Raw genomic sequence first — 20,223 nt, 5'->3', positions numbered from 1 at the left:
CGCGCGGCAGATAACAAATCTTAGGTTGACCGGCATAAACCCGAAGGAAGTGCGATGTCCTACGAAAGCACTGCAGAGCCCATCAAGATCGGCTACCTGATGGACTTCACGTTGCCACCGATGTTCCCCGAGGAGATGAAGGCGGACTTCACCCGCTGCTTTGACCTCATCTTCGAAGAGGCCACCGAGCAGGGGCTGATGGACCGCCCTGTGCAGATGATCTACCGCGAGGTAGAGGGCCTGCCCAAGGGATCGGTCAAGGCGGTCATCGACGCTTTCGGTGAGCTTGTCGACGAAGGCAGTCTGGTGGTGTTCGGACCCCACATCACCGACAACTGCGTGCCCACCCGCGAATCGATCGAAGAGCGGTTCAAGCTCCCGGCGATCGCCGTCACCGGCACCGACGACTGGTTAGGCGAGTGGACCTTCGCCTTCCCGCAGGGCTCGATGACCGACGAGCCGATTTTCATCGCGGACCTCGTTGCCAAACGCGGACTCTCCGAAATCGGAGTTCTCGTCGAGCAGAACCTGATCGGCGAAAGCTACCTGAAGAATTTGCGAAGCGCGTGTCGGCGCAAAGGCATTCGCATCGTCGCCGAAGCGGCAATCGCCCAGACGGCTCGACGGCTCGGCGGACACGAGACACAGAAAGCGATCGCCAACATGATCGACTCCGGTCTCGATGAGCAGACAGCGCACGACACTTACTCCGCGGTGTCGGAACTCGTTCGAGGGTCGCTACTTCTCGCCAGGATGACGCAGAAGCACGGTGCAGCGCGGGCGGCGGAGTCTGCCGATGACGGTGGATTCCCAAACGCCCCGATAGCGCTGGATGACCGACCGTTTGAACTTCTTCTGCAGGGACTACTGAGACAGCAATCCCAGCACACGAACACCCCGGTGCGCGATATCGCTCAAGGCATCACCAACACAGCCTGATTACATACCGCGGCGCGCGCCAGCTAGACAAGCAGGTCGTGCCTAACGTTTTGTTGGGCGCGCACCATCAACAGCCTGGAAAGCAACACATCATGAAGAACTCGTCCTCCTGGACACGCCCCGGCATCCCCACACCTGATCGCGATCCTTTCTACGCCAGCCCCGCCGGTCTCGACGAGATCGCACACGGGACGGTGTTGCGGTCACGGTCGGTGCAGGTGTCGTTCTTCGGTCGCTTCCGGCGGAGCGCGGCGTCGCAGCTGATGTACCGCAGCACCGACTCTCACGGTCGCCCCGAGGCGGCGGTGACCACAGTGGTGGTTCCACATGGGAAGGACCCGGCGACGTGTCCGTTGCTGTCCTACCAGTGCGCCATTGACGCAGTAGCGGCGCGGTGCTTTCCGTCGTATGCCCTGCGTCAGGGCGCCGAGCTGGTAGGAGCCTCTGTTCAGGCGGAATTCTTTTTCATCACCGCAGCCCTGTCGCGCGGGTGGGCGGTCAGCATCCCTGATCACGAGGGCCTGCAGGGCATGTGGGGCGCGCCGTACGAGGCGGGCTTTCGTGTTCTCGACGGTCTGCGGGCCGCTATCACCGACCCGGAGTTGGGCCTTTCATCCGACGCTTCGATGGCGGTGTGGGGGTATTCCGGGGGCGGTCTGGCCAGCGGATGGGCCGCCGAAGCCGCCGCCACGTACGCACCCGAGCTCAACATCGTTGGCGCAGTGATGGGTTCACCAGTGGTGGATCCCGAAAGCGTTGCGCGCCGGCTGAATGCGTCGCCGTGGGCGGGTCTTGCAGCGTTGATGATCGCGTCCTTGGTGCACGTGTTCCCCGAGGCGAAAAAGGTCGTCGACGGACACGCGACCGAGGATGGCAAAGCCCTGCTTGCAGAGATCGAGGGGATGTCGACCGGAGGTGCGATCCGACGCTTCCGCAACGTCAACATCGCCGACTACGTCGACCTGAGCTTCGAGGAATTGTTCGCGCTGCCCGAGCTGCGGCATGTGTTCGAAGTGACGCGGCTCGGGCAAAAGACACCGAGCATGCCCGTCCTGCTCATCCAGGGCGTCCATGACAAGATCGTCGACGTCGCCGATGTGGACAGGCTGGCCCAGACCTACACCCAAGGCGGCGCCGCGGTGAGCTACCACCGCGACCCCCTTGCCGAGCACCTGTTGTTGTATCCCTTCGCGGTTCCGATGAGCCTATGGTGGCTCGCCGAACGGCTCGCCAAAAACGACCGGCCCAATAGCTGGCACACCTGGCCCGCGCTGCTCGATGCGCGTACCTACGCAGGTCTGCCGGCACTCGCCGCCGCCGCATCGCAAGCCGTCAAGTCCGGTTTCTCCCCAGGGCGATCGCTTCGCCACCGACGTCGGAAGAAGTAGATCGAGGCCCTACCATCCATACCGTGGGTGTAACGCGCCATGCAACCTCGCATATCGTCGCGATGTTTTGAGGCGTCGAACCTATTGCGCCAGAGTTGAATCCGCCTGTGTCACGAGTCTCAGCCATCAGGTTCCAGCGACGAATCGACACTTCTGGCGGCGCCAGCGTGGCGCGAAAGCCAACCCACCGCTGCGCTAGCGCCCCGACTTAGAGGCGCTTGAGCACCATCACCGATTCATTGTACGGAAAGAGGCGGTACAGCCACCGCGAGGAGGGACTCACCTGGGGGGCCACCTCGCTTTTGGCTAGGAGGACAGGATGGCCGACCGCGACAGTCTTGCGGTGCTTGCAGATGGCGGTGTCGCCGCCCGCGAGAACGTTTCGCACCCAGTTTGTTTGGGGTCCGTAGCCGACGAGCAATGCAAAGCCGTCGGTCGTGTCGAACACCAGCAACGGTGTACGGTAGCGTGCTCCGGATCGGCGCCCGACGTGGTAAAGAATTCCCATACCAGGCATTCGGTCGACCACCCGAAGGGCGGCTGGATTGGTGATTCGCTTGTTAAAGGCCGCGACTCGACGCGACACGCGCACACCGAACTCCTCTCAGTGCATCCGAGCAGCCTCAACGTCTGCCTCGTTGAAAGTCTCATCGCGCGAGCAGTGGCTTCCAACCACGAGTAAATAGCTTCTCCCGCCAGCGGCGCAACTCTGACCGGCAGTAGATCCATTTTGAGGGGCCTAGATGTGGCCGGACGGGCCGCAAATCGAGACGGGCTTGTTAAACAAGCTCTGGCAGTTTGTCAATCTTCGCTGCATCTCGACGACATCCGCCGCCGATAACGTCCGATTACGTCGACCGCGACAGGTGCAGTCGGTGGGCCACCCTGGCTGTGTTAGCAGAAGCCGTGCTGCCATCGGTTGACCGACAGCGCATTCGTCGCGGCTGACAGAACAAACGACGATGAGACCGTCATCCGAGGACGGAATCCTCGAGCATCTTGCGGTGACCACAGCCAGCCGTACCCACACCTGCGGCAGTAGCCGCCTGAAGCGCACCCCAACTCTCCTCCGGCCTCACTACAGCTTGGGCGCATCGCCGAGCGCGCCACGCCCACGGCCGTCCGGCGCGGCACTGGCAGCGTCCGACGCGCCGCCGCGCGCGCCCCGTGTGTCTGGAGCCACGATCGGCTGTGCGCCCGCCGATTTCAGCACCGCACGGACGTCGCTGACTTTGACGCCGGCCAGCTCGGCGATCACGGTCAGCGTTTCACCGCGATCCAACATTCGCGACACCGCTGCCGCGCCCTCCTGGCGATGCTCGTGTCGACGCCGCTCACCTTCAGCGTGAATCTCGGCCACGCGGGCCTGCTCCCACTCATCGATTGCCGCCAGCCGGCGTAGCTCGACCAGAAACGACGCCCCGTCATCGACGTTGAGACGCTCACGTTCCTGTCGAGCCTCATTCGCCCGAGCCTGCGCTTCGCGAACTCTTTTGCGCGCTTCGGTTTTCGGGTTGACGTTCGCCATTAACGGAGCATACGGCCCGGAGTATCGTTTCTCTACCATCGCCACCAACATCACCGTGTCCACATTTGTCCCCCATTCATGTTTCCCAGTCCTCCACTGCCGCAACATAACCGGAAACACACCCACAGCCACCTCGCCAGAGCACACCGCCACCAACCGTTTTCGACCAGCCCGGGAACCACACACCTCTTGCATTAAGGTCACGAATCGGTAACGCCATTTCGTCCGTACGAAATTACGGTAGCGTGTCACCATGTCCGATCCGTCTGTCTGCCCGCGCTGCCATGGGCAGCTGCCGGCTGCCGTAGGTAGGGGTCGTCGACGCTTGTGGTGCTCGCAAAAATGTCGCCGGGCCGCCTACGAGGAGCGCCGAGCTGCTCGCTGCGGAGCGATCGGGCTGCGCGTCGAGCGCGTTGTGCAGCAGGTCGAAAAGCCGGTGCGATATGTGGAGTATCGAGACCGCATCGTTGAGGTGACCCCACCGCCACCAGACCCCGCCCAAGCGGCCGCGATCGTCCTGACATCGCCGCGCGCGTGCCGGATGGTGCTCGACAGCCTCACCGATGCCGCGACCCTGGGCACGTTGCATCGCGGCGAGCACCACGCCACCGTGCGCTCCGCCGCGCGCCTGCTGACCGCACTTCGGGCCGCCCAGCTGCTGACCTAACTGTACTGACCACGGACGTTGGTGACGGCGTGGCGTGGTGACATGACGAAGACCTCCGAGTGAAGTGCGAGCTGTCTAGGAAAGCACTCACTACCGGAGGTCTTCGTGTCCCACCGTAATGCCCCATTGTCAGAAACGGGTCGGCTGCGGCTTGCTCGTTGTGTTGTCGAGGACGGTTGGCCGCTGCGCCGGGCCGCCGAACGTTTCCAGGTCGCGGTAACCACCGCGGCGCGCTGGGCAGGCCGTTATCGCGCACTTGGGGAGGCCGGCATGGCCGACCGCAGCTCTCGGCCCCATCGCAGCCCGAATCGCACACCCACTCGTAGGGAGCGGCGCATTATCAAGGTCCGCGTTACGCGGCGATGGGGGCCTGCGCGAATCGGCTACTTGCTTGGCCTTCATCCCTCGACCGTGCACCGCGTGCTGGCCCGCTACGGGTTGGCCAAACTGCGTTGGCTAGATCGCCCCACCGGCCGTGTCGTTCGCCGCATCGAGGCAACCCAATGCGGCGAAATGGTCCATGTCGATGTCAAAAAGCTCGGCAAGATCCCCGCTGGCGGCGGGTGGCGGATGCTGGGCAAAGCCGTCGGCAAGCGCAACAAACAGGCCGACAAAAGCGGCGGCATCACAACCCAATACCGCAATCCGCGGCGCGGCTATCACTTTCTGCACACCGCCATCGACGGGTACTCCCGGCTGGTCTACAGCGAACTGCTGACCGACGAGCGCAAAGAAACAGCTGCCGCGTTTTGGATCCGCGCGCAATCGTGGTTCAGCGAACGCGGCATAACAGTACGAAAAGTATTGACCGACAACGGCTCCTGCTATCGATCACACGCATTCAGCGATGCGCTGGGCACCGTTGAACATCGCCGGACCCGCCCGTATCGACCCCAGACGAACGGCAAAGTGGAGAGATTTCACCGCACACTGGCCGACGAGTGGGCCTACGCCCGGCTCTACCGCACCGATGCCGAACGCTGTGAGCAATTCACCACCTGGCTACACATCTACAATCATCACCGCGGCCACACGGCACTCAAAGGTCAACCACCCGCTAGCCGCGTACCTAACCTCTCAGGTCAGTACACCTAACCACCGGCGCCGCGCCCCGCGCCCGCGGCGATGCGCGTCGCCCTATCCGAGCGCCGCCGCGCCGGCGCGCGTCAGCTGACCTGCTGCCCTCGCGGCGCGCGCCAACCGTGCCAGCGAGCGCGACCGCGGTCCGCCGACGCGACCGCCCCGTCCACGGAGCGGCGGATGTCAAACCGTCAACGACGGCGTGCCCTTGCGCGAGCGGATGCGTGGGTGCGCCTTTCACGCAGCTGGTTTGGTGGCCTCGTCAAAGCTGCGATGCGCGCGGCCAAGCCAGGGCCCAACGGCCGTGGACGAGTCGCGGCGAGTCGATCGATCCAGCGGGCCGCCACCCGTCAACGTGTCGTCGCAGCAACCGGTGCGCTTCCCGACCGACAAACCGAATCCGGTGTAAGACTGCGGATTTAGCTATTACCGCCTGCGGGGACCGCGCGTTTTTGGACCCCAGTCCATTGAGGCGGGGCTGCCCCTTCGGCGTGCTATTGGCAAAGTCGTCCAGCTAAGTGGCACATCCGCGGGTTCGCTCTCGCGCGAGGTCTGAAAGCCGTTGATGGGCGCCGCCGGTGCACACTCGAAAGGTAAAGTCGTTGCTATGCGCCATCCTGATTCCTCGACGTGGCTGCGTCGCTGGCCGGACCTCTTCGACGGGCTTACCGCCGAGCAGCGCCGCATGGTGATCACGGCCGTCGCCGACAATGTCCTGGAAGGCTGGCGACCCAGCCGTGCAGATATCCAGGCCCTCGTCGACGTCGTGTGCGGTAAGACCACCACTGAGGAGTACATCGACACAGTGCGCACCGCTCCAGCCGTTCGATAAACCGTGGCGTGGGCTAAGTAGATCTGGCCTAAATCAACCGTCCTGCCGCACCACGCTCAATCCCCCATGGTATCGATTCGTAGCGTGGCGCACCATGTGAGCGCAGTCCGCCAAACAGAGATCACCCTGTGGCTCGCATCGACAAGCCGACACCAACGGTGCCCCACGGCAGTCATCGAGTTCCGCGTAAAAGATGTCGACTCCGTTGGGGTCCAGGGCATTACCGCCTTACCGATACCCGATCAGATTCAGGTCCCGTCAACGGGCGCGAGCTCACCGATATCGAACCGGGCGACGGGCACTGTGGGCAGCACATCGCACAACACATCGATCAGTGCCGATCTTCGGGCTTGGCGCACCAGCTCAGCCTGGATTTCCGCGTTAGGCAGTTGCCAATGCCATCGGCCCCATTCGGTCACAGCGCGATCAGACCAATCATCGGCCAGCTCAGCCACTCGATATGCAACCTCTCGAGCGGCTTCGTCGACATACTCCCGCCGCTCGAGGTCATCCCAGCTCGCCGGCAGCCGCAAATGCCGGGCCAACACCCGGGCAACCAGCGCGGTAGGTACCAAATCGTCCTCCATGCTGCCATTGTGCGCCGGCAGAACTCTTTTCGTCCGAACGCACGCACTACGCCGCCGTCAAGGGTGAAAAGATCGCGAAAACCAACGGCCCGCAGCGACAGTCGGCACCCCATATCTGGCCCCGCCACCCAGAACAGTTGACTCTTGAACAGCCGATCTCGACGCGACCCCTCCGCCCGGGCCAACTTGGCAGTCTTGGGTTACGACGGGCTTCCCGGTCGTGGCTGACCCACCAGCTTGTCCTGGGATGCGCTCGTTGCGCCCGGCACGACGAAAATTCAGATCACGACGTTGGGCGGCGACTCCTGCGCAATTTTTTGCGAGGGAGTTATTTGCGGGGCGTTGGTAGACGGCTTTCCGTAGTGTCTTTTACGCTGCGGCCATGCTACGACAGCGCGAGCCCAAACAAACGCCGGGCGGCGCACCCTTGGGATTGCCGTCCGGTCGCTCGTGGGCGATCACACAGCGTCGCAGCGCTCAAGCGAAGGCCTGAAAGCTGTGGGACGCAAGAGTCGCCGCAAGCTCGAGCGCAGGCTCGGGCAGGTTCAATCGACTCCCAAACAAGTCGAGCGTGTGACGCTAAAGGCCCAACGACGCGCTCGCAACGTTGCACCGACCGTCGAAGCCTATGAGCGCGTCGCTGCAAGCGGCCCGACGCGACTCATTGAGACACTCATCGGTCGTCACTGGACTCGGGTCGATAATCTTGATGTGGTTGCCCAACTTTCGATGGATCACTGCCTTGGGCATGTCATGTCGGTCTGCCAATTGGATGCGATCTTTATCCGCCAAGGTCATGAGCTGAACCAGCATTCGCCACCACATGAGAGCCCGTGGCCGACGCACCTGTCCTGGAGTTTTGAAAGCACCATCGCGGCTCTGCGCTTGATGCTGGCCGGCCAAATCGTGGGTGCAGCAATTATTTTGCGGCAGCAACTTGGCCGATGGACACTGCTGCTGGCGCGGGCTGGCCGTGTCGTGCAGCGCCGCGGCGAGCCGATCGAGTCGTTTATCGCCAGAGCATGGACGCAGCGCGCCATGGATATGCTCGGCCTACATACCTTTGACGTCGCGCTCGATGACATCTTCGATGACCTCGACGACCACCCACGCACGACGGGTGCCATTGACACCGATCATGAGCATGTACACATCGACGGACGGTCCCTATGCCCTGCCCGCGTGTACCACACACTGTGCGAGCTCATCGACGCACAACACACCGATCAGCCGGTCGCGTGCCAAGTTGTGCGCGACCTGGACACCGAGACCTCACCAACCGATACCAACGGTCCGTCCCAGATTCTCTTAGATACGTTGGCGCTGTGCATGATTCAGATGCGACTCGCCACAGCAACGACGTATGTCTTCACAACAGACCCCGACACCATGCGCGGAGTTCCTTTGGTGTCGCCGCTGCCCGAGCGACGCCCCATCCAGCACCCCTCGCAAATACCACTGCCCCTTAGCAAGCCGGTGGCCACCCGACTGACCCCGGCCCTTGTGCCGCTCGTTGGCCGCGAAGTTGCCACCTTCGGCGCCCTCGCCGATCTGTGGCCGCTCTACACCGACTACCACACTGCGCTTGCCGACAGATCCACTGCTCGGCGCTGGACACCCCAGCAACTCGCCGAACTCACCTTCGCTGCACATCGGTTCTCACGGCTCCTGGTCACCGCAGACGCCTGCGCCCAAGACCACAAAATTGCGGACAAGCGCCTCAAGCTCCACCAACACCTCACCCCCGCATCCCCCCACGTTTTGACCGCGGAGTTCGCCGCGTTGTGCGCGCTCTGGAACCAATCCCGACCGCAGATCGCCGCCGCCGCCACACAGATCTCGTCGACGCTGCTCGCCGGATACTGGCTCTGGATCGAAGAAGACGACCGTGCCATGGGCATACTGCGATGCACACTGCACCAAGCAGCTCGATTGCGCACCTGGCACGTCCACCCCGACACCGCCCAAGCATTGCAGTCCAGGTCCGGGACCGCCCCGCTCCGCTGGATCACCGTGGCTGGCTGGTCGAAATTCCGCTCGCTTGATCGCGCGCTATTCGAGTTCGCCCATGCCAACCGAGAAAGCCGCCTCGACGCCGCAGGAATCCTCAACGATCACCGCAACGACCCCGACAGCCTCATATCCCAGCGGGTAGCCCGACAGACAGCACTGGACACCGTTGCCGTCCTCGCCGCAGCCGAAACCCTCAGAGTTGTTGCCGCACAACAATCACCAGCAATCGCTGACGCCATGCGCGAAGCGCTAGATCAGCGCGGACTCGACGTCCCGACCAACCCAACTCGCAGACAACCCAACAAACGCACCCCACCACCCCGAATGGCACAAGACGTCACCGCAACCCCCGATGTACCTGTCTTCGAGTAACCCGATACGCGCTGTCCATCACATTCTCTGCTCGGGCGTCCCCGTTTGCATCGGAGATCCGTCAGTTAGTGATTGGTTGTCGCGGGACCTAGCTGGGCGTATACCGCACGCGCATTCGCGGTGGCTGCATCGGCTAGCAGGCCATTATCCCAGTAGGTGTCACTAGTGTGAAGTAAAGTGTGAAGCATGCCGACTGATCTTCACCCCTTCGCCGGCGAAGGGCCAGGCAACGTCCCGCTGCCTAGGGCCCCGCTCGTTCGTACGATTGCGCAGTTAAAGTTCCCCTACCTCACGCAGTTTGCCGTCAACGAAGACGCTGTGGCGTCGGCTGTTGCTGGTGCCCTTTCCGGCTCGTATCCAATCATGGAGTTCGGACACGAAGTCGCCGTGACTATCACCGCCCAAGGTGTCACCGAGAATCGGAGCCCGACCAAGATTTGGCGTCTGGCAAGTGGGGACCGGGCTTGGCAGATCAGTTTCAGCGGTACCTTTCTGAGCATCGACACGACGAGCTATGTGCGTCGCAGTGATTTTGCTCAGCGGCTTGCCGATGCCTGGACCGCGCTGAACAGCGCAGTTGCGGTTCCGTACGTTGAGCGACTCGGAGTGCGATATATCAACCAGTTGACCGATCGAGAGCATCTGGATCGGCTGACGTTGTTTCTTCGCGCGGAGGTACTGGGCGTCGTTACATCCGAGCATCCTGATGAGGCGGCGCTCGTGTCTGCCCTCAATGAGGCCCAGTACCGATTCCCCGATGGAGGGGTCTTCCAGGCGCGTTGGGGACTGCTTCCTGCGGGCGCCAGCATCGACAATGCGCGTCCCGCGTTCGACCACCCGACTTGGATACTTGACACGGACTCGTTCCGTGAGTTTGCTCCCAGCGTGCAGAACGGCGAGCACCTCTACGACGATGTTCGGGATTTGGCACTTCGCGGGTACCAGTTCTTCCGTTGGGCAGTGACCGACGAGTTTCTTACCGCCTTCGGAGGAGAGCTGTGAGCACCTCGACCGATATCGCCGCCGACGGCTACGACCTGGTCGCAGAGTACAAATTCAGCGAGTTCGGAACCAGCGCGCCGGTACCCTCCATGACACAGCCTTGGCCGTATGCAAAGAAAACAGGAGCGTCGCTCCTGCTCACCGGCGTCGCCATGCTGAGCGGACTCGTTGGCACCTCCGCCGGCCACTACGGATCGATCGGCTCAGTTGTGATGGTCGGTCGAACAGCCCGGGGAGAGTTCACGCCAATCGCTCCGACGCGAGAAATGCTGTCCCACAACGTTATGAGCGCTGAATCGCGGAGTGACCGCGAGGAGATAACTTGGATCAAAGAGCGCTCGGGCCTTACCTGGGATCAGTTGGGCAGGGTGTTTGGTGTTTCTCGACGGGCTGTTCACATGTGGGCGAACGGCGGACGACTCAACGAGTCAAACGCGCGCCGTTTGCGCGCGTTCTCGGCGACTATTCGCGCTGTCGAATCCGAAACTCACGGGTCGACACCTGACGCCGTTCGCGGCCGCTTACTTGAGGTCGGGCCGGACGGCCTGAGCATCATCGACCGGCTGCGCCGCGAACGTTCCGGCGGCCCCAGCTGGGGTGCCCCATTCGGACCCGAGCGCTTGGTGGGCGCTGTACGCGACCCCCTGCGCACGCAGGTGGGTCAACTTGGGACGTAGTGGTGTCGGGTTTCGAGTGGGCGCGAGCACGCTGCCAGCGGGCAGAAAGCGACACGGTTCAGCCGGCGCCACAATTCGAGCCGGAACTCGGTGAGGCGAGCCGCGACTGGCGGCAGGGAGATGTCTTCCGTGATGCCAAGACGTTCGTCTTCGATACAGCGTGGAACCCTCGCCCTGTAGATACGACGCACGGCGCGGTTATCGTGAGCCAATCGTGTGATGCGGCGCTGCCCAACCGGCCACGCATTCAGATCGCGCCAGTCGTACAACTCAAGGACGACAACGATATCCGGGAGGCTGCATCTGGTAAGCGCCCCCAGTACGTTGCGATACCGCGACTCGGGATTGACTTTTTCGCCGATCTCGACGGCATCACTACCGTGCTCAAGACGGCGCTACTGGGCTCCGAACGTGTCGCGGGAATAGAGACGGACCAAGAGGTTCGCGAGTTCGCATTCTCGGTTGCACGAAGGTTCGGCCGCTTCGCCTACCCCGACGAAGTAGTCGAGTGCTTGCAACCGCTCACCAGAACACTTCAGTCCAAGGCGCGCAAGGAACAGTCGCCTCTCGGGCAGCTATTGACCCAGGTCCACTCACTCAGAATGGAGTGCGAGGACTGGACGATGACGCCCTACGAATTGACTCTGATCGTGGTGATGGAGCCCGACGCAATCCCGTTTCCTGAAGACGTCGACGAAGTCCCTGCCAGCCTAAATCAACTATCCAGCAACGGTTTAACTGATCAGATCAACCAATTAGTTCAGTACCTGAGAGACGACGGGCGCAATCCAACGGAACGGTACTTCGGTTGGCAATACCTCGCTGACGCCTGGGCGCTCCAATGTGAGACGATCGCTGACTCGAACGATTTGTCGAGCTTCGTCGGCTCCGTCACAGCGGAACTTGTTTCAGTCGACGGATTTCCACTATCGCGATACCTGGCTTCGGATAGTCTCGATCTCGATTACCTCTCGGACTCGCGCAAACCAATCCAGTAACGCTGTCTAGGCACTAGATTCACGGCGACGGAGATGCCTGACTTGGATGGGAAGCGGTTGCGCCGTTGTCAGGATTTTTCGCTGGCCAGTACCTGCGAGCAAGGTCCGGGGCGTGTCTGAGGTCCGGGTGCTGTTCGAGTGCTTGAACTATCCGCGCTGTCGGTATTCCTAGTTGAGTCAGAAGCGATATGACGATGACCGCAACCGTCACATTGACGATCGCGCTCATTTCCATTGCGGGAACGCTTTTGGATTCGCCCCTGTGTGTCAGGTCGTTTCGCGCCGTGGTGGTCCGTTGAGCCCAAAGCTCTACGTTGGGTAGCAGTTTGTCGGTGATTTGTTTGTCGAGTTGTCCCGCTAAGAGCTTCAGCTTGTCGTGGAGGCTGGGCGTGTTATAAAGCTTCTTATCCAGCCAGTCGCGGTACTCCGCGGGCGCCAGGCAGAGCAGCTCTTTGCGTAGAACCTTGTACTTTACTTTCGGTACTGGAAGCGGTCGGTCTAGCCCATGCGCAAGAGAGCCCTCCATCACCTCGGCTGCCCCAGTAGCAGTCAAAAGTTTTGTCTCCAAATAGCCTTCAGGAATGTATTTGAGCCCCAGGACCATGTTGCATGTCGGCCTGAGCATGTCTCGGACCTTGGACCACTGGGGCAGCAGCACCCCAAAGTCGATGTCAGACAGGTTGAACAGCATTGCCCATGGCTCCATCGCCGGTTCGTTCGGTGCGCCCCTGACGAGTTGCTTAGCGTAGAGGTGTACGTCGCTTCGCGCGGTGTTGTCCGATGCGACTTTCGCGTCGTCCGGTATCAAGGTCTCACGCAGCAAAGCGCACGGCGAGAACGTGGCGAGCGATAAGAGGTCTTGAGCCATGCGGGCAACCTCTTCCCATTGCTCAGCAGTTCGCGACCGCGTAGAGGAAAAGTGCAGCACAGATCGCGCAGCGATCCGACCTACTGTGCGGTCTCGGTGCTCGTCCCAGTTCGGTAACGTCCTAGAGCGCCGTAATTCAGCCGTCATATCGTCCATCTGTGCCCGCCGTTCATCTGTCGGTTTGCCTTCAACACCCCAACTCGCGTAGCCGGTTGGCACCGTTTGGACTGGCTGACTGACCTGTGGGGGGCGCCGGCGGAAGACCCTTTTCAGGGTGCGGCGGATACGGCCGCCGGTAGATTCATCGTCTTGATCGGACGGCGCTAAGCGGTCGTCGAATTCCAGTTTGAGGGTCATGTCCTGGTCCGCAGACCAGCGGCTGAGGTTTTCAATCTCAATATCGAGTGCCTTGAAGCAGGGCTCTGCAGGGTCATTCAAGTTGATGCCATAGAGCAGAAGTTGGGGTTCGATGTCTTGTCGAACGGGAACGGGTTGAATCAAGCCTTGCTTGTGGGTCGAGGTGGCTATGCAGTCCACAAGGGTGATCGGTACTCGCTCAAAGGTTCCGTGAATCGCGCGGAGGTCGTAGACGCTGAAGGCGCCAATCAGCCTGACTTTTAAGCCATCCTCCGGTCGATAAGAAACGTGTCCCGGAGTTGCCAGGTGCTCCATCTGACCGGGGGGCCAAAGGTAGCCGAACCACTCCTCAGCTTCTGACAAGTCCCCAGTTGCCGCCATCGCCTTTCTCCGGTTCTCGGTGGACTAGCTGTGATGTCCAGGGAGGTTGGTCAGTCGAGTGACCGGTGGGCGGCCTCCGATGGCGGAGTGGGCTCGGTGGTGATTGTAGAAGTGGAGCCAGCCCGTTAGCTCGGCGTCGCGCTGTGCGGTGTTTTCGTAGAGTCGGGCGTAGGCCCATCCGTCGGCCAGGGTGCGGTGAAATCTTTCGATCTTGCCGTTGGTCTGCGGCCGGTATGGGCGTGTTCGCTTAGCGGTGATGCGCAACGCGGTGCAGGCGTCGCGCCAGGCGTAAGAACGATAGGCCGATCCGTTGTCGGACAGCACTCGCTCGATGGTGACGCCGCGCTCGGCGAACCATGCCACTGCCCGCTGCAGCACGGCGATGGCGGTGAGGGCCCTTTCGTCGGTGCAGATCTCGGCGTAAGCGATCCGGGAGTGATCGTCAATCACTGTGTGTACGAACGCCGTTCCGATCCTTGGGCGATAACCCAGGGCCGGGCTGCCACGTTTACCGGTGCGGTGGCCGGTGGTGATGGCATTGCGTTTGCTTTGTTGTCGGCTTACGAACTTATGGCCGCCGCCGTCAGGGATGTTGGCGAACTTGGTGACGTCGACATGGATCAGCGATCCGGGATAGGCGTGTTCGTAGCGGCGCAACGGCTCACCGGTGACGCGGTCGATGTAGGACAGCCGATTGATACGACACCGAGTAAGCACCACGTGCACCGTCGAAGCCGGCACTCCAAGGCGCCCGCCGATCTGCACCGGCCCTAGCCGATGCCGCCAGCGCAGATCCACGATCTGACGGGTCAGCGCAGACGGGGTCTTGGCAGGGCTGACACGTGGACGCGAGCTGCGGTCGATCATTCCCAGCGGGCCCTCGACGCGGTAGCGATCGGTCCACTTCCTGGCGGTACGCGGCGAAACCATGAACATCTTGGCTGCCGCGGCATAGGTCCAGCCACAATCAACAATTAATTGCGCGAGCCTCAAACGAGCACGCGGTGTCAGTGCAGCGTTAGCGTGGGACACGAAGGCCTCCTGGTTAGTGAAGCGGTTCCTAGACAGCTCCACTTCACAACCGGAGGCCTTCTCTGTCACACAGGCTCACCGATAACGGGAGGGACAACCTCCCTGGACATCACAACTAGCCGGTCGCCGGCCTTTGCATGCGTTGCACGGTAGGCCATGCGCCCGACAACTGACTAGGGGTAAGGGGACCGCTTCCGCCACGCCATCCGTCTGCCGTTCGCGTTTACGGCAGCACCGGGTCGCCGACCGCGTTAGTTGGAATCGTCGCGCACCCTGACGCTGCGGCGGCGGTCAGAAGCAGCGCCGCGGCGACGCCGGAGCGGTGGTCGTGGACCTGATGATCTTCCTTTCTTTTGAAGGTATGTGCAGACTATGCCGTCAGTCCGGAGCCCCCAGCGAGCAGCTCTGGGCCAGACGCCCGACGCCCTCCTACGGTCGGCGGTTGGTCGGTGAACACGTGACACGCCGAGGTTTCGCCTGGCATCCGTTGGCGCTATATGGCCAGTTCAGATATCTTTTCAGTGCCTCAACCAGGGGGGCCTTCAGGCTCTCCTAAATCGTTCTCAAGGACAACCACAACGACCCCTCAAGCGCAATATCGCTGCGGCTAGCCCAACAGACAGCACTTGACACAGTCGCAGCGCTTGCCGCATCCGAAACGATCAAAGTTGTTGCAGCACAACAATCAACGGCGATAGCCGACACCATGCGCGAAGCGCTACATCAGCGCGGACTCGACATCCAGACCAACCGAGCCGCAGACGACCAAGCAGGCACAGGCCACCAGCCCTCACGGTACAAGACACCATTGCAACCCCCGACGCACCACTCGTCGAACAACGCGATACCTGACCTTCACCAACCTCCCAAGCGGAAACAGCGAGCGACACCAAATCGCCGGGCCAGCCCTGTCATAGCCTGTTGGACCCGCGTGTTCAACCTTGAGCGGACCGCCGCCCGTACCCGAATTGCCTTCGAAGATTTATCTGCTATCAAATGTCGCACCGTTGGTAGCGGAGATCGGGGACCATCCCTCATGATCTCGGTATGACCTGCCGACCAGCGCCAACGGCGGAATACGGAGTTAGAGACTATGACTGCTGTGAGAGAGGGTTCAGTGATGCTCACTGCCCATGAAGTTCGAGCGATGACTGGGGTTCCGGTCTCGACGCTGCACGACTGGGCAGCCAAGCGCGAACGAGGCATCGCCGCGCCGGGACCGCACCATCTGCGACTTAGCGATCGACACCGCCGCTGGTTACTGGATGACGTCAACGAATGGCTGGAATCCACTCGAGTGTAAAGCAATTCGATTTCCAAGCTGGTCGGAACGAATGCGCGACCATAGTGTCAATCGAGTGTGTTGCTAGTCACCGGACGGCTGAGGATCCTGACCACTAGGGCCTGCAACGCTATTCGGGAGGAATTATGGCAATAAAGCGCCGAGAGACCATGGACGGCGTGCGATACGACGTGCAGTGGCGCTTGCCGGATCGTTCGAAGCGCAAGAAAACCTTCCGAACAGAACGCGAGGCACGGCAATTCGAAGCGAAACTCGTCACCAACGGCGCTGCGGGCGTGAGGGTCGATCCGCGCGGAGGCAAAACCCAGCTCCACGCTGTCTATCGATCCTGGCTCGCCTCGCGCCCCGACCTGAGCGCAAAGGTTCGCCGCGGATATGAAGACAACTGGAGACTTCGCATCGAGCCGCAGTTCGGCTCATGGCCGATCGGAAAGATTGATCACGAGTCGATCCAACAATGGGTGAATGCCATGTCCGCCTCGGGCCTCGGGCCTCGGACTGTGAGGTGGACGCACTCGGTCCTCAAGATGACCCTTGACCGGGCCGTTCAGGAAGATCAGCTCCTGGGCAGGAACCCGGCGTCTCGCACCAAGTTTCCACCGATGCGCCACGCCCCTCACATCTATTTAACCGCCGGCGAAGTCGCAGCCCTTGCCCAGGTATGCGGGGCTCAGGGCGACGTTGTCTTGTTCCTGGCCTACACCGGGCTTCGATTTGGCGAACTCACCGGTCTCAATGTTGAGGATGTCGACCTGGGCGCTCGTCGAGTCCGTGTTCGCCGCTCGATGACTCAGGTCGGCGGCAAGCTCGTTGAAGGTAATCCGAAATCGGAGGCGGGTCGACGCTCAGTTCCGATTCCTGAGCGCTTGATGCCGGCGCTGAAGGCGCGGCTCGATGCACGGATCCCCGGCGCGCCGGCAATCGCATCGCCGAAGGGATCCCGGCTAGGCCTGGAGAATTGGAAGCGCGCGGTCGACTGGCGCAGATCCGCGACGGAGATTGGCCGACCCGACTTGCGCGTGCACGATTTGCGGCACACCTATGCGTCGCTATCACGTCGGGCCGGTGCCGACCTGAGACTCCTCCAAAAGGCAATGGGCCACGCGTCGATCACCGTTACCGCACACACCTACGCGGATCTCTTTGACGATGAACTTGACGACATCGCAACGGCACTCGACTCGCTCGACGACAGCTTCCACGACGGCGGCAGCTGATCCCGTTGGCCCCATTTTGGCCCCATTTCGACGATTTCTCGCGAGATAGAGGAGGTGCTAAAACTGTTGGTATAGCGCCCTGAGCTGCGCAAACATTCTGGTGGCCAGGGGCGGGATCGAACCGCCGACCTTCCGCTTTTCAGGCGGACGCTCGTACCGACTGAGCTACCTGGCCGGAAGGCAGCTAGTGCCTCGCCGTGCTGGCGACCCTGACGGGACTCGAACCCGCGACCTCCGCCGTGACAGGGCGGCGCGCTAACCAACTGCGCCACAGGGCCTTGCTGTACTGCTGCTCCACGCATAGCGCGATGCGTACCCCCAACGGGATTCGAACCCGTGCTACCGCCGTGAAAGGGCGGCGTCCTAGGCCACTAGACGATGGGGGCCAGAACCGAATCACTCCGGGGTACTCACAACGCAACTACCGTTGGGAGCCACGCCAGCTTAGGTCACCGCAGGCCTAATCCTCAAACGAGGGCGGTTCGAGGCGCGTTTCTCACCCAGTATCCTGGATCACCGCGCCCCTATAGCTCAGTTGGTAGAGCTACGGACTTTTAATCCGCAGGTCCTAGGTTCGAGTCCTAGTGGGGGCACCAACATGAGATGACCTCGGGCGATGTCGGCCGCACTACTCGACACGGGTTTATTCGCTAGATGCCTTGGCTATGCTTCGCGGGTGAGCGTCGATGCGGTCGGGCCCGGGTCGCCCATAGCCCTGGTGACGATGGAAATCCGGCACCCGGCAACAGATTCCCTTGACGAAGCCTCGAACAGTGAGCTCAAGCGTCAGCTCACCGAGTTCCTTCCCATCGAACGCAAGCCTCAGGACGTCGCCTGGGGCGCGGCGCCGAGCGGGGGCCCGGCACCGGCGGCCGAACGCTTCGTCCGGTTCGTCAACCGCGAGAACACGATCGCCGCTTCGATCAGGAGCCAGGCGGTCATCGTCGAGACGACCGAATACTCGAGCTTCGAGTCGCTGTCGGACATCGCGATGCGCGTCGTCGACGCCCGCTCCCAGGTCTCCTCGATCGTCGGGGTGGAGCGCATCGGCGTGCGCTACGTCCTCGAGGTCCGCGCGCCCACGGGCGAGGATGGCCGCATCGAGTGGGCCAACTGGATCGCCGAGCCCCTGCTCGGTCCGCATCGCATCGCCCCGGGCGGTTTGAACCTGACCGAGTGGCAGGGTGCCGCGGTCTTCCGCGAGGCGCAGCCGGGCAAGTCGATGATCGTGCGATACGGGCCGGGACTCGGGCAGGCGCTCGATCCCAACTACCACCTGCGCCGCACGTTGCCAGTCGAGGCCGGGCCGTTCTTCCTGGTGGATGTCGACAGCTTTTGGACCCCGGCCGCCGCGATTCCCGAGTTCGACAGGGACGCGGTGCGCGCGACTCTGCACAATTTGTACGAACCGGCGCGAACCGCGTTCGACGAATTGCTCACCGGCCGCGCGAGAGACGAATTGCTCCGCTCGTAGCGGTTATTCCCCGAGCACCGCGCTGCTGTAGGTCACATCGGAAAAGGCTTCCGCGACATCGTTGTCGGGGTAGGCGAACCCGTTGGCCGCGTGCAATTCCTTGACGTTGTGCGACGACGTCCGCCATCCACGCTGGCGCAGGTAGTCGAAGACGTGGTTGCGGTCGCCGTGGTACACGAGGTCGTTGAAATCGACCTCGAATCCAAGTTCGCTCATCCGGTCGTGGTGCGCACGCCACCGCTCGTCGGTGAAAACGGCGGTGTTCGGCACGAGGTCGAACGACAGCCGACTGCCGGGGGCGCTGAGCGCGGTGATCTCGTCGAACAACGCGTCCTGCGCCTCGTCGGGCAGGTAGAGCAGCAGGCCTTCGGCGCTCCAGGCCGCCGGCGCCTTCGGGTCGAACCCCGATGCCCGCAGCGCCGCGGCCCAGTCGTCGCGCAGATCGACGGCCACCGTGCGCTGCTCGGCGGTCGGCTCGGCGCCGAGATCGCGCAGTGTCGACGTCTTGAACTCGATCACCTCGGGCATGTCGACCTCGTAGACGACGGTGCCGTCCGGCCACGGCAACCGGTAGGCGCGCGCGTCAAGACCCGACGCCAGGATCACCGCCTGGCCCACGCCGCTGCGGGCCGCGTCGAGGAAGAAATCGTCGTAAAACCTTGTGCGACAAGCCATTCCCTCGGCCATTCGGCGCGGATCGAACCCGGCGTCTCCCCCGACCGGGATCTGGCCGTTCACCAGCCGGACGTAGGCGTCGAGCCCGACCGCCCGCACCAGGGGCGCGGCGTAGGGGTCGTCGATGAGCTTCTCGTCGGTCGAGATCGCCCGTTGCGCGGCGATCATCGTCGCCGTCGCCCCGACGCTCGACGCCAGGTCCCATCGATCGCTTTCGGCGCGCGCCATGAGCGTCCCCTCAATCCCGAATACCAACAAACATAGACAGTCTAGTTAATATCACGGCGGCCGCCCCGCGTCACCGGGGACTATCGTCGAAAGCCTATGAGCGACTTTGCCCAACGGACGATCGAGCTGGCCCGCCGGAACGTCATGGAGGGCGGCCGTCCGTTCGCGACGGTGATCGTCCAGGACGGCCAGATCCTCGCCGAGAGCGCCAACAAGGTGGCCCAGACCAACGATCCCACCGCGCACGCCGAAATCCTGGCCATCCGGGAGGCCTGCATAAAGCTGGGAACCGAGCACCTGGTCGACACCACTATCTACGTGCTGGCCCACCCGTGCCCGATGTGCCTGGGATCGCTGTACTACTGCTCGCCCAAGGAAGTCGTCTTCCTGACCACCCGCGAGCTGTACGAGGAGTACTACCTCGACGACCGCAAGTACTTCGAGGTCGCCACGTTCTACGACGAATTCTCCAAGAGCTGGGACCAGCGGCGCCTGCCGATGCGCTACCAGCGCGAAGACAGCGCCGTGGAGGTCTACCGCCTGTGGAATGAACGCAACGGCGGTCCTACGTCGACGGTGGTCCCGCCGAGCTGACCCCGGGCTAC

17 protein-coding genes, 4 tRNA genes and 1 pseudogene are annotated in these 20,223 nt (G+C 62.4%); 13 read left to right on the top strand and 9 right to left on the bottom strand.

Annotation, left to right across the window (positions count from 1 at the left end; all coding sequences use genetic code 11):
- Nucleotides 1-54: 54 nt before the first annotated feature.
- Nucleotides 55-624, top strand: a pseudogene (locus MRAB57_RS11620) (ABC transporter substrate-binding protein); the annotation flags it as partial.
- 368 nt (nt 625-992) lie between these two features.
- Complete coding sequence (locus MRAB57_RS11615; protein ID WP_157900591.1) at nt 993-2,327, top strand: lipase family protein; 1,335 nt, start codon at nt 993-995, stop codon at nt 2,325-2,327.
- Between the two features lie 208 nt (nt 2,328-2,535).
- Here the strand turns inward: MRAB57_RS11615 and MRAB57_RS29505 are convergent, their stop codons facing one another.
- Nucleotides 2,536-2,781, bottom strand: a complete 246-nt coding sequence (locus MRAB57_RS29505) for a hypothetical protein (RefSeq protein ID WP_306460716.1) — start codon at nt 2,779-2,781, stop codon at nt 2,536-2,538.
- 624 nt (nt 2,782-3,405) lie between these two features.
- Nucleotides 3,406-3,855, bottom strand: a complete 450-nt coding sequence (locus MRAB57_RS11605) for a hypothetical protein (protein WP_245835900.1) — start codon at nt 3,853-3,855, stop codon at nt 3,406-3,408.
- A gap of 415 nt (nt 3,856-4,270) precedes the next feature.
- Between MRAB57_RS11605 and MRAB57_RS11600 the strand changes: the two genes are divergently transcribed.
- The 3 genes from MRAB57_RS11600 to MRAB57_RS11590 all read left to right on the top strand — a co-directional run bounded on the left by MRAB57_RS11600 (nt 4,271) and on the right by MRAB57_RS11590 (nt 6,434).
- A complete protein-coding gene (locus tag MRAB57_RS11600) occupies nt 4,271-4,522 on the top strand; it encodes a hypothetical protein (RefSeq protein ID WP_077087685.1) in 252 nt (83 codons plus the stop codon).
- 105 nt (nt 4,523-4,627) lie between these two features.
- A complete protein-coding gene (locus tag MRAB57_RS11595) occupies nt 4,628-5,617 on the top strand; it encodes an IS481 family transposase (protein WP_077087684.1) in 990 nt (329 codons plus the stop codon).
- 592 nt (nt 5,618-6,209) lie between these two features.
- Nucleotides 6,210-6,434 (top strand): antitoxin VbhA family protein, encoded by a 225-nt coding sequence (locus MRAB57_RS11590; RefSeq protein ID WP_077087683.1) that lies wholly within the window; start codon nt 6,210-6,212, stop codon nt 6,432-6,434.
- A gap of 248 nt (nt 6,435-6,682) precedes the next feature.
- Here the strand turns inward: MRAB57_RS11590 and MRAB57_RS11585 are convergent, their stop codons facing one another.
- Entirely contained in the window at nt 6,683-7,021 is a 339-nt protein-coding gene (locus MRAB57_RS11585; RefSeq protein WP_077087682.1) for a hypothetical protein, read from the bottom strand.
- A 498-nt stretch (nt 7,022-7,519) separates the two neighbouring features.
- Between MRAB57_RS11585 and MRAB57_RS11575 the strand changes: the two genes are divergently transcribed.
- The 4 genes from MRAB57_RS11575 to MRAB57_RS11560 all read left to right on the top strand — a co-directional run bounded on the left by MRAB57_RS11575 (nt 7,520) and on the right by MRAB57_RS11560 (nt 12,083).
- Nucleotides 7,520-9,406: a hypothetical protein gene (locus MRAB57_RS11575; RefSeq protein WP_157900590.1), complete on the top strand. Its 1,887-nt coding sequence runs from the start codon at nt 7,520-7,522 to the stop codon at nt 9,404-9,406.
- Nucleotides 9,407-9,592: 186 nt separating this feature from the next.
- Complete coding sequence (locus MRAB57_RS11570) at nt 9,593-10,408, top strand: TIGR04255 family protein (protein WP_077087679.1); 816 nt, start codon at nt 9,593-9,595, stop codon at nt 10,406-10,408.
- Complete coding sequence (locus tag MRAB57_RS11565; protein ID WP_077087678.1) at nt 10,405-11,085, top strand: hypothetical protein; 681 nt, start codon at nt 10,405-10,407, stop codon at nt 11,083-11,085. The genes MRAB57_RS11570 and MRAB57_RS11565 overlap by 4 nt, the downstream gene beginning before the upstream one ends.
- Before the next feature lie 2 nt (nt 11,086-11,087).
- A complete protein-coding gene (locus MRAB57_RS11560) occupies nt 11,088-12,083 on the top strand; it encodes a hypothetical protein (protein ID WP_157900589.1) in 996 nt (331 codons plus the stop codon).
- Between the two features lie 19 nt (nt 12,084-12,102).
- On the opposite strand, the gene MRAB57_RS11555 is transcribed toward MRAB57_RS11560, so the two are convergent.
- Nucleotides 12,103-13,671, bottom strand: a complete 1,569-nt coding sequence (locus MRAB57_RS11555) for an ApeA N-terminal domain 1-containing protein (protein WP_157900588.1) — start codon at nt 13,669-13,671, stop codon at nt 12,103-12,105.
- Between the two features lie 42 nt (nt 13,672-13,713).
- Entirely contained in the window at nt 13,714-14,721 is a 1,008-nt protein-coding gene (locus MRAB57_RS11550) for an IS481 family transposase (protein WP_108638077.1), read from the bottom strand.
- Nucleotides 14,722-16,149: 1,428 nt separating this feature from the next.
- On the opposite strand from MRAB57_RS11550, the gene MRAB57_RS11540 reads away from it, so the two are divergent.
- Nucleotides 16,150-17,241: a tyrosine-type recombinase/integrase gene (locus MRAB57_RS11540; RefSeq protein ID WP_077087673.1), complete on the top strand. Its 1,092-nt coding sequence runs from the start codon at nt 16,150-16,152 to the stop codon at nt 17,239-17,241.
- 98 nt (nt 17,242-17,339) lie between these two features.
- Here MRAB57_RS11540 and MRAB57_RS11535 read toward each other — a convergent pair.
- From MRAB57_RS11535 to MRAB57_RS11525, 3 genes are all read right to left on the bottom strand, one after another.
- A tRNA-Phe gene (locus tag MRAB57_RS11535) sits at nt 17,340-17,416 on the bottom strand.
- 26 nt (nt 17,417-17,442) lie between these two features.
- Nucleotides 17,443-17,519, bottom strand: a tRNA-Asp gene (locus MRAB57_RS11530).
- A 35-nt stretch (nt 17,520-17,554) separates the two neighbouring features.
- A tRNA-Glu gene (locus tag MRAB57_RS11525) sits at nt 17,555-17,627 on the bottom strand.
- A gap of 134 nt (nt 17,628-17,761) precedes the next feature.
- Between MRAB57_RS11525 and MRAB57_RS11520 the strand changes: the two genes are divergently transcribed.
- Together MRAB57_RS11520 and MRAB57_RS11515 are read left to right on the top strand one after the other, a co-directional pair.
- Nucleotides 17,762-17,837: transfer RNA gene (locus MRAB57_RS11520), tRNA-Lys, on the top strand.
- An 80-nt stretch (nt 17,838-17,917) separates the two neighbouring features.
- Entirely contained in the window at nt 17,918-18,715 is a 798-nt protein-coding gene (locus tag MRAB57_RS11515; protein ID WP_245835898.1) for a TIGR04255 family protein, read from the top strand.
- A gap of 3 nt (nt 18,716-18,718) precedes the next feature.
- Here the strand turns inward: MRAB57_RS11515 and MRAB57_RS11510 are convergent, their stop codons facing one another.
- Nucleotides 18,719-19,618, bottom strand: a complete 900-nt coding sequence (locus MRAB57_RS11510; protein WP_077087671.1) for a class I SAM-dependent methyltransferase — start codon at nt 19,616-19,618, stop codon at nt 18,719-18,721.
- A 96-nt stretch (nt 19,619-19,714) separates the two neighbouring features.
- Between MRAB57_RS11510 and MRAB57_RS11505 the strand changes: the two genes are divergently transcribed.
- Nucleotides 19,715-20,212 carry a nucleoside deaminase gene (locus MRAB57_RS11505; RefSeq protein ID WP_077087670.1) on the top strand — a complete coding sequence of 166 codons (498 nt, stop codon included), beginning with the start codon at nt 19,715-19,717 and terminating at the stop codon, nt 20,210-20,212.
- The last annotated feature ends 11 nt before the right edge of the window (nt 20,213-20,223 follow it).

This window comes from Mycobacterium rhizamassiliense, from assembly GCF_900157375.1.
In the GTDB taxonomy this organism is placed as follows: domain Bacteria; phylum Actinomycetota; class Actinomycetes; order Mycobacteriales; family Mycobacteriaceae; genus Mycobacterium; species Mycobacterium rhizamassiliense.
This window is presented reverse-complemented; position numbering and strand designations above follow the sequence as displayed.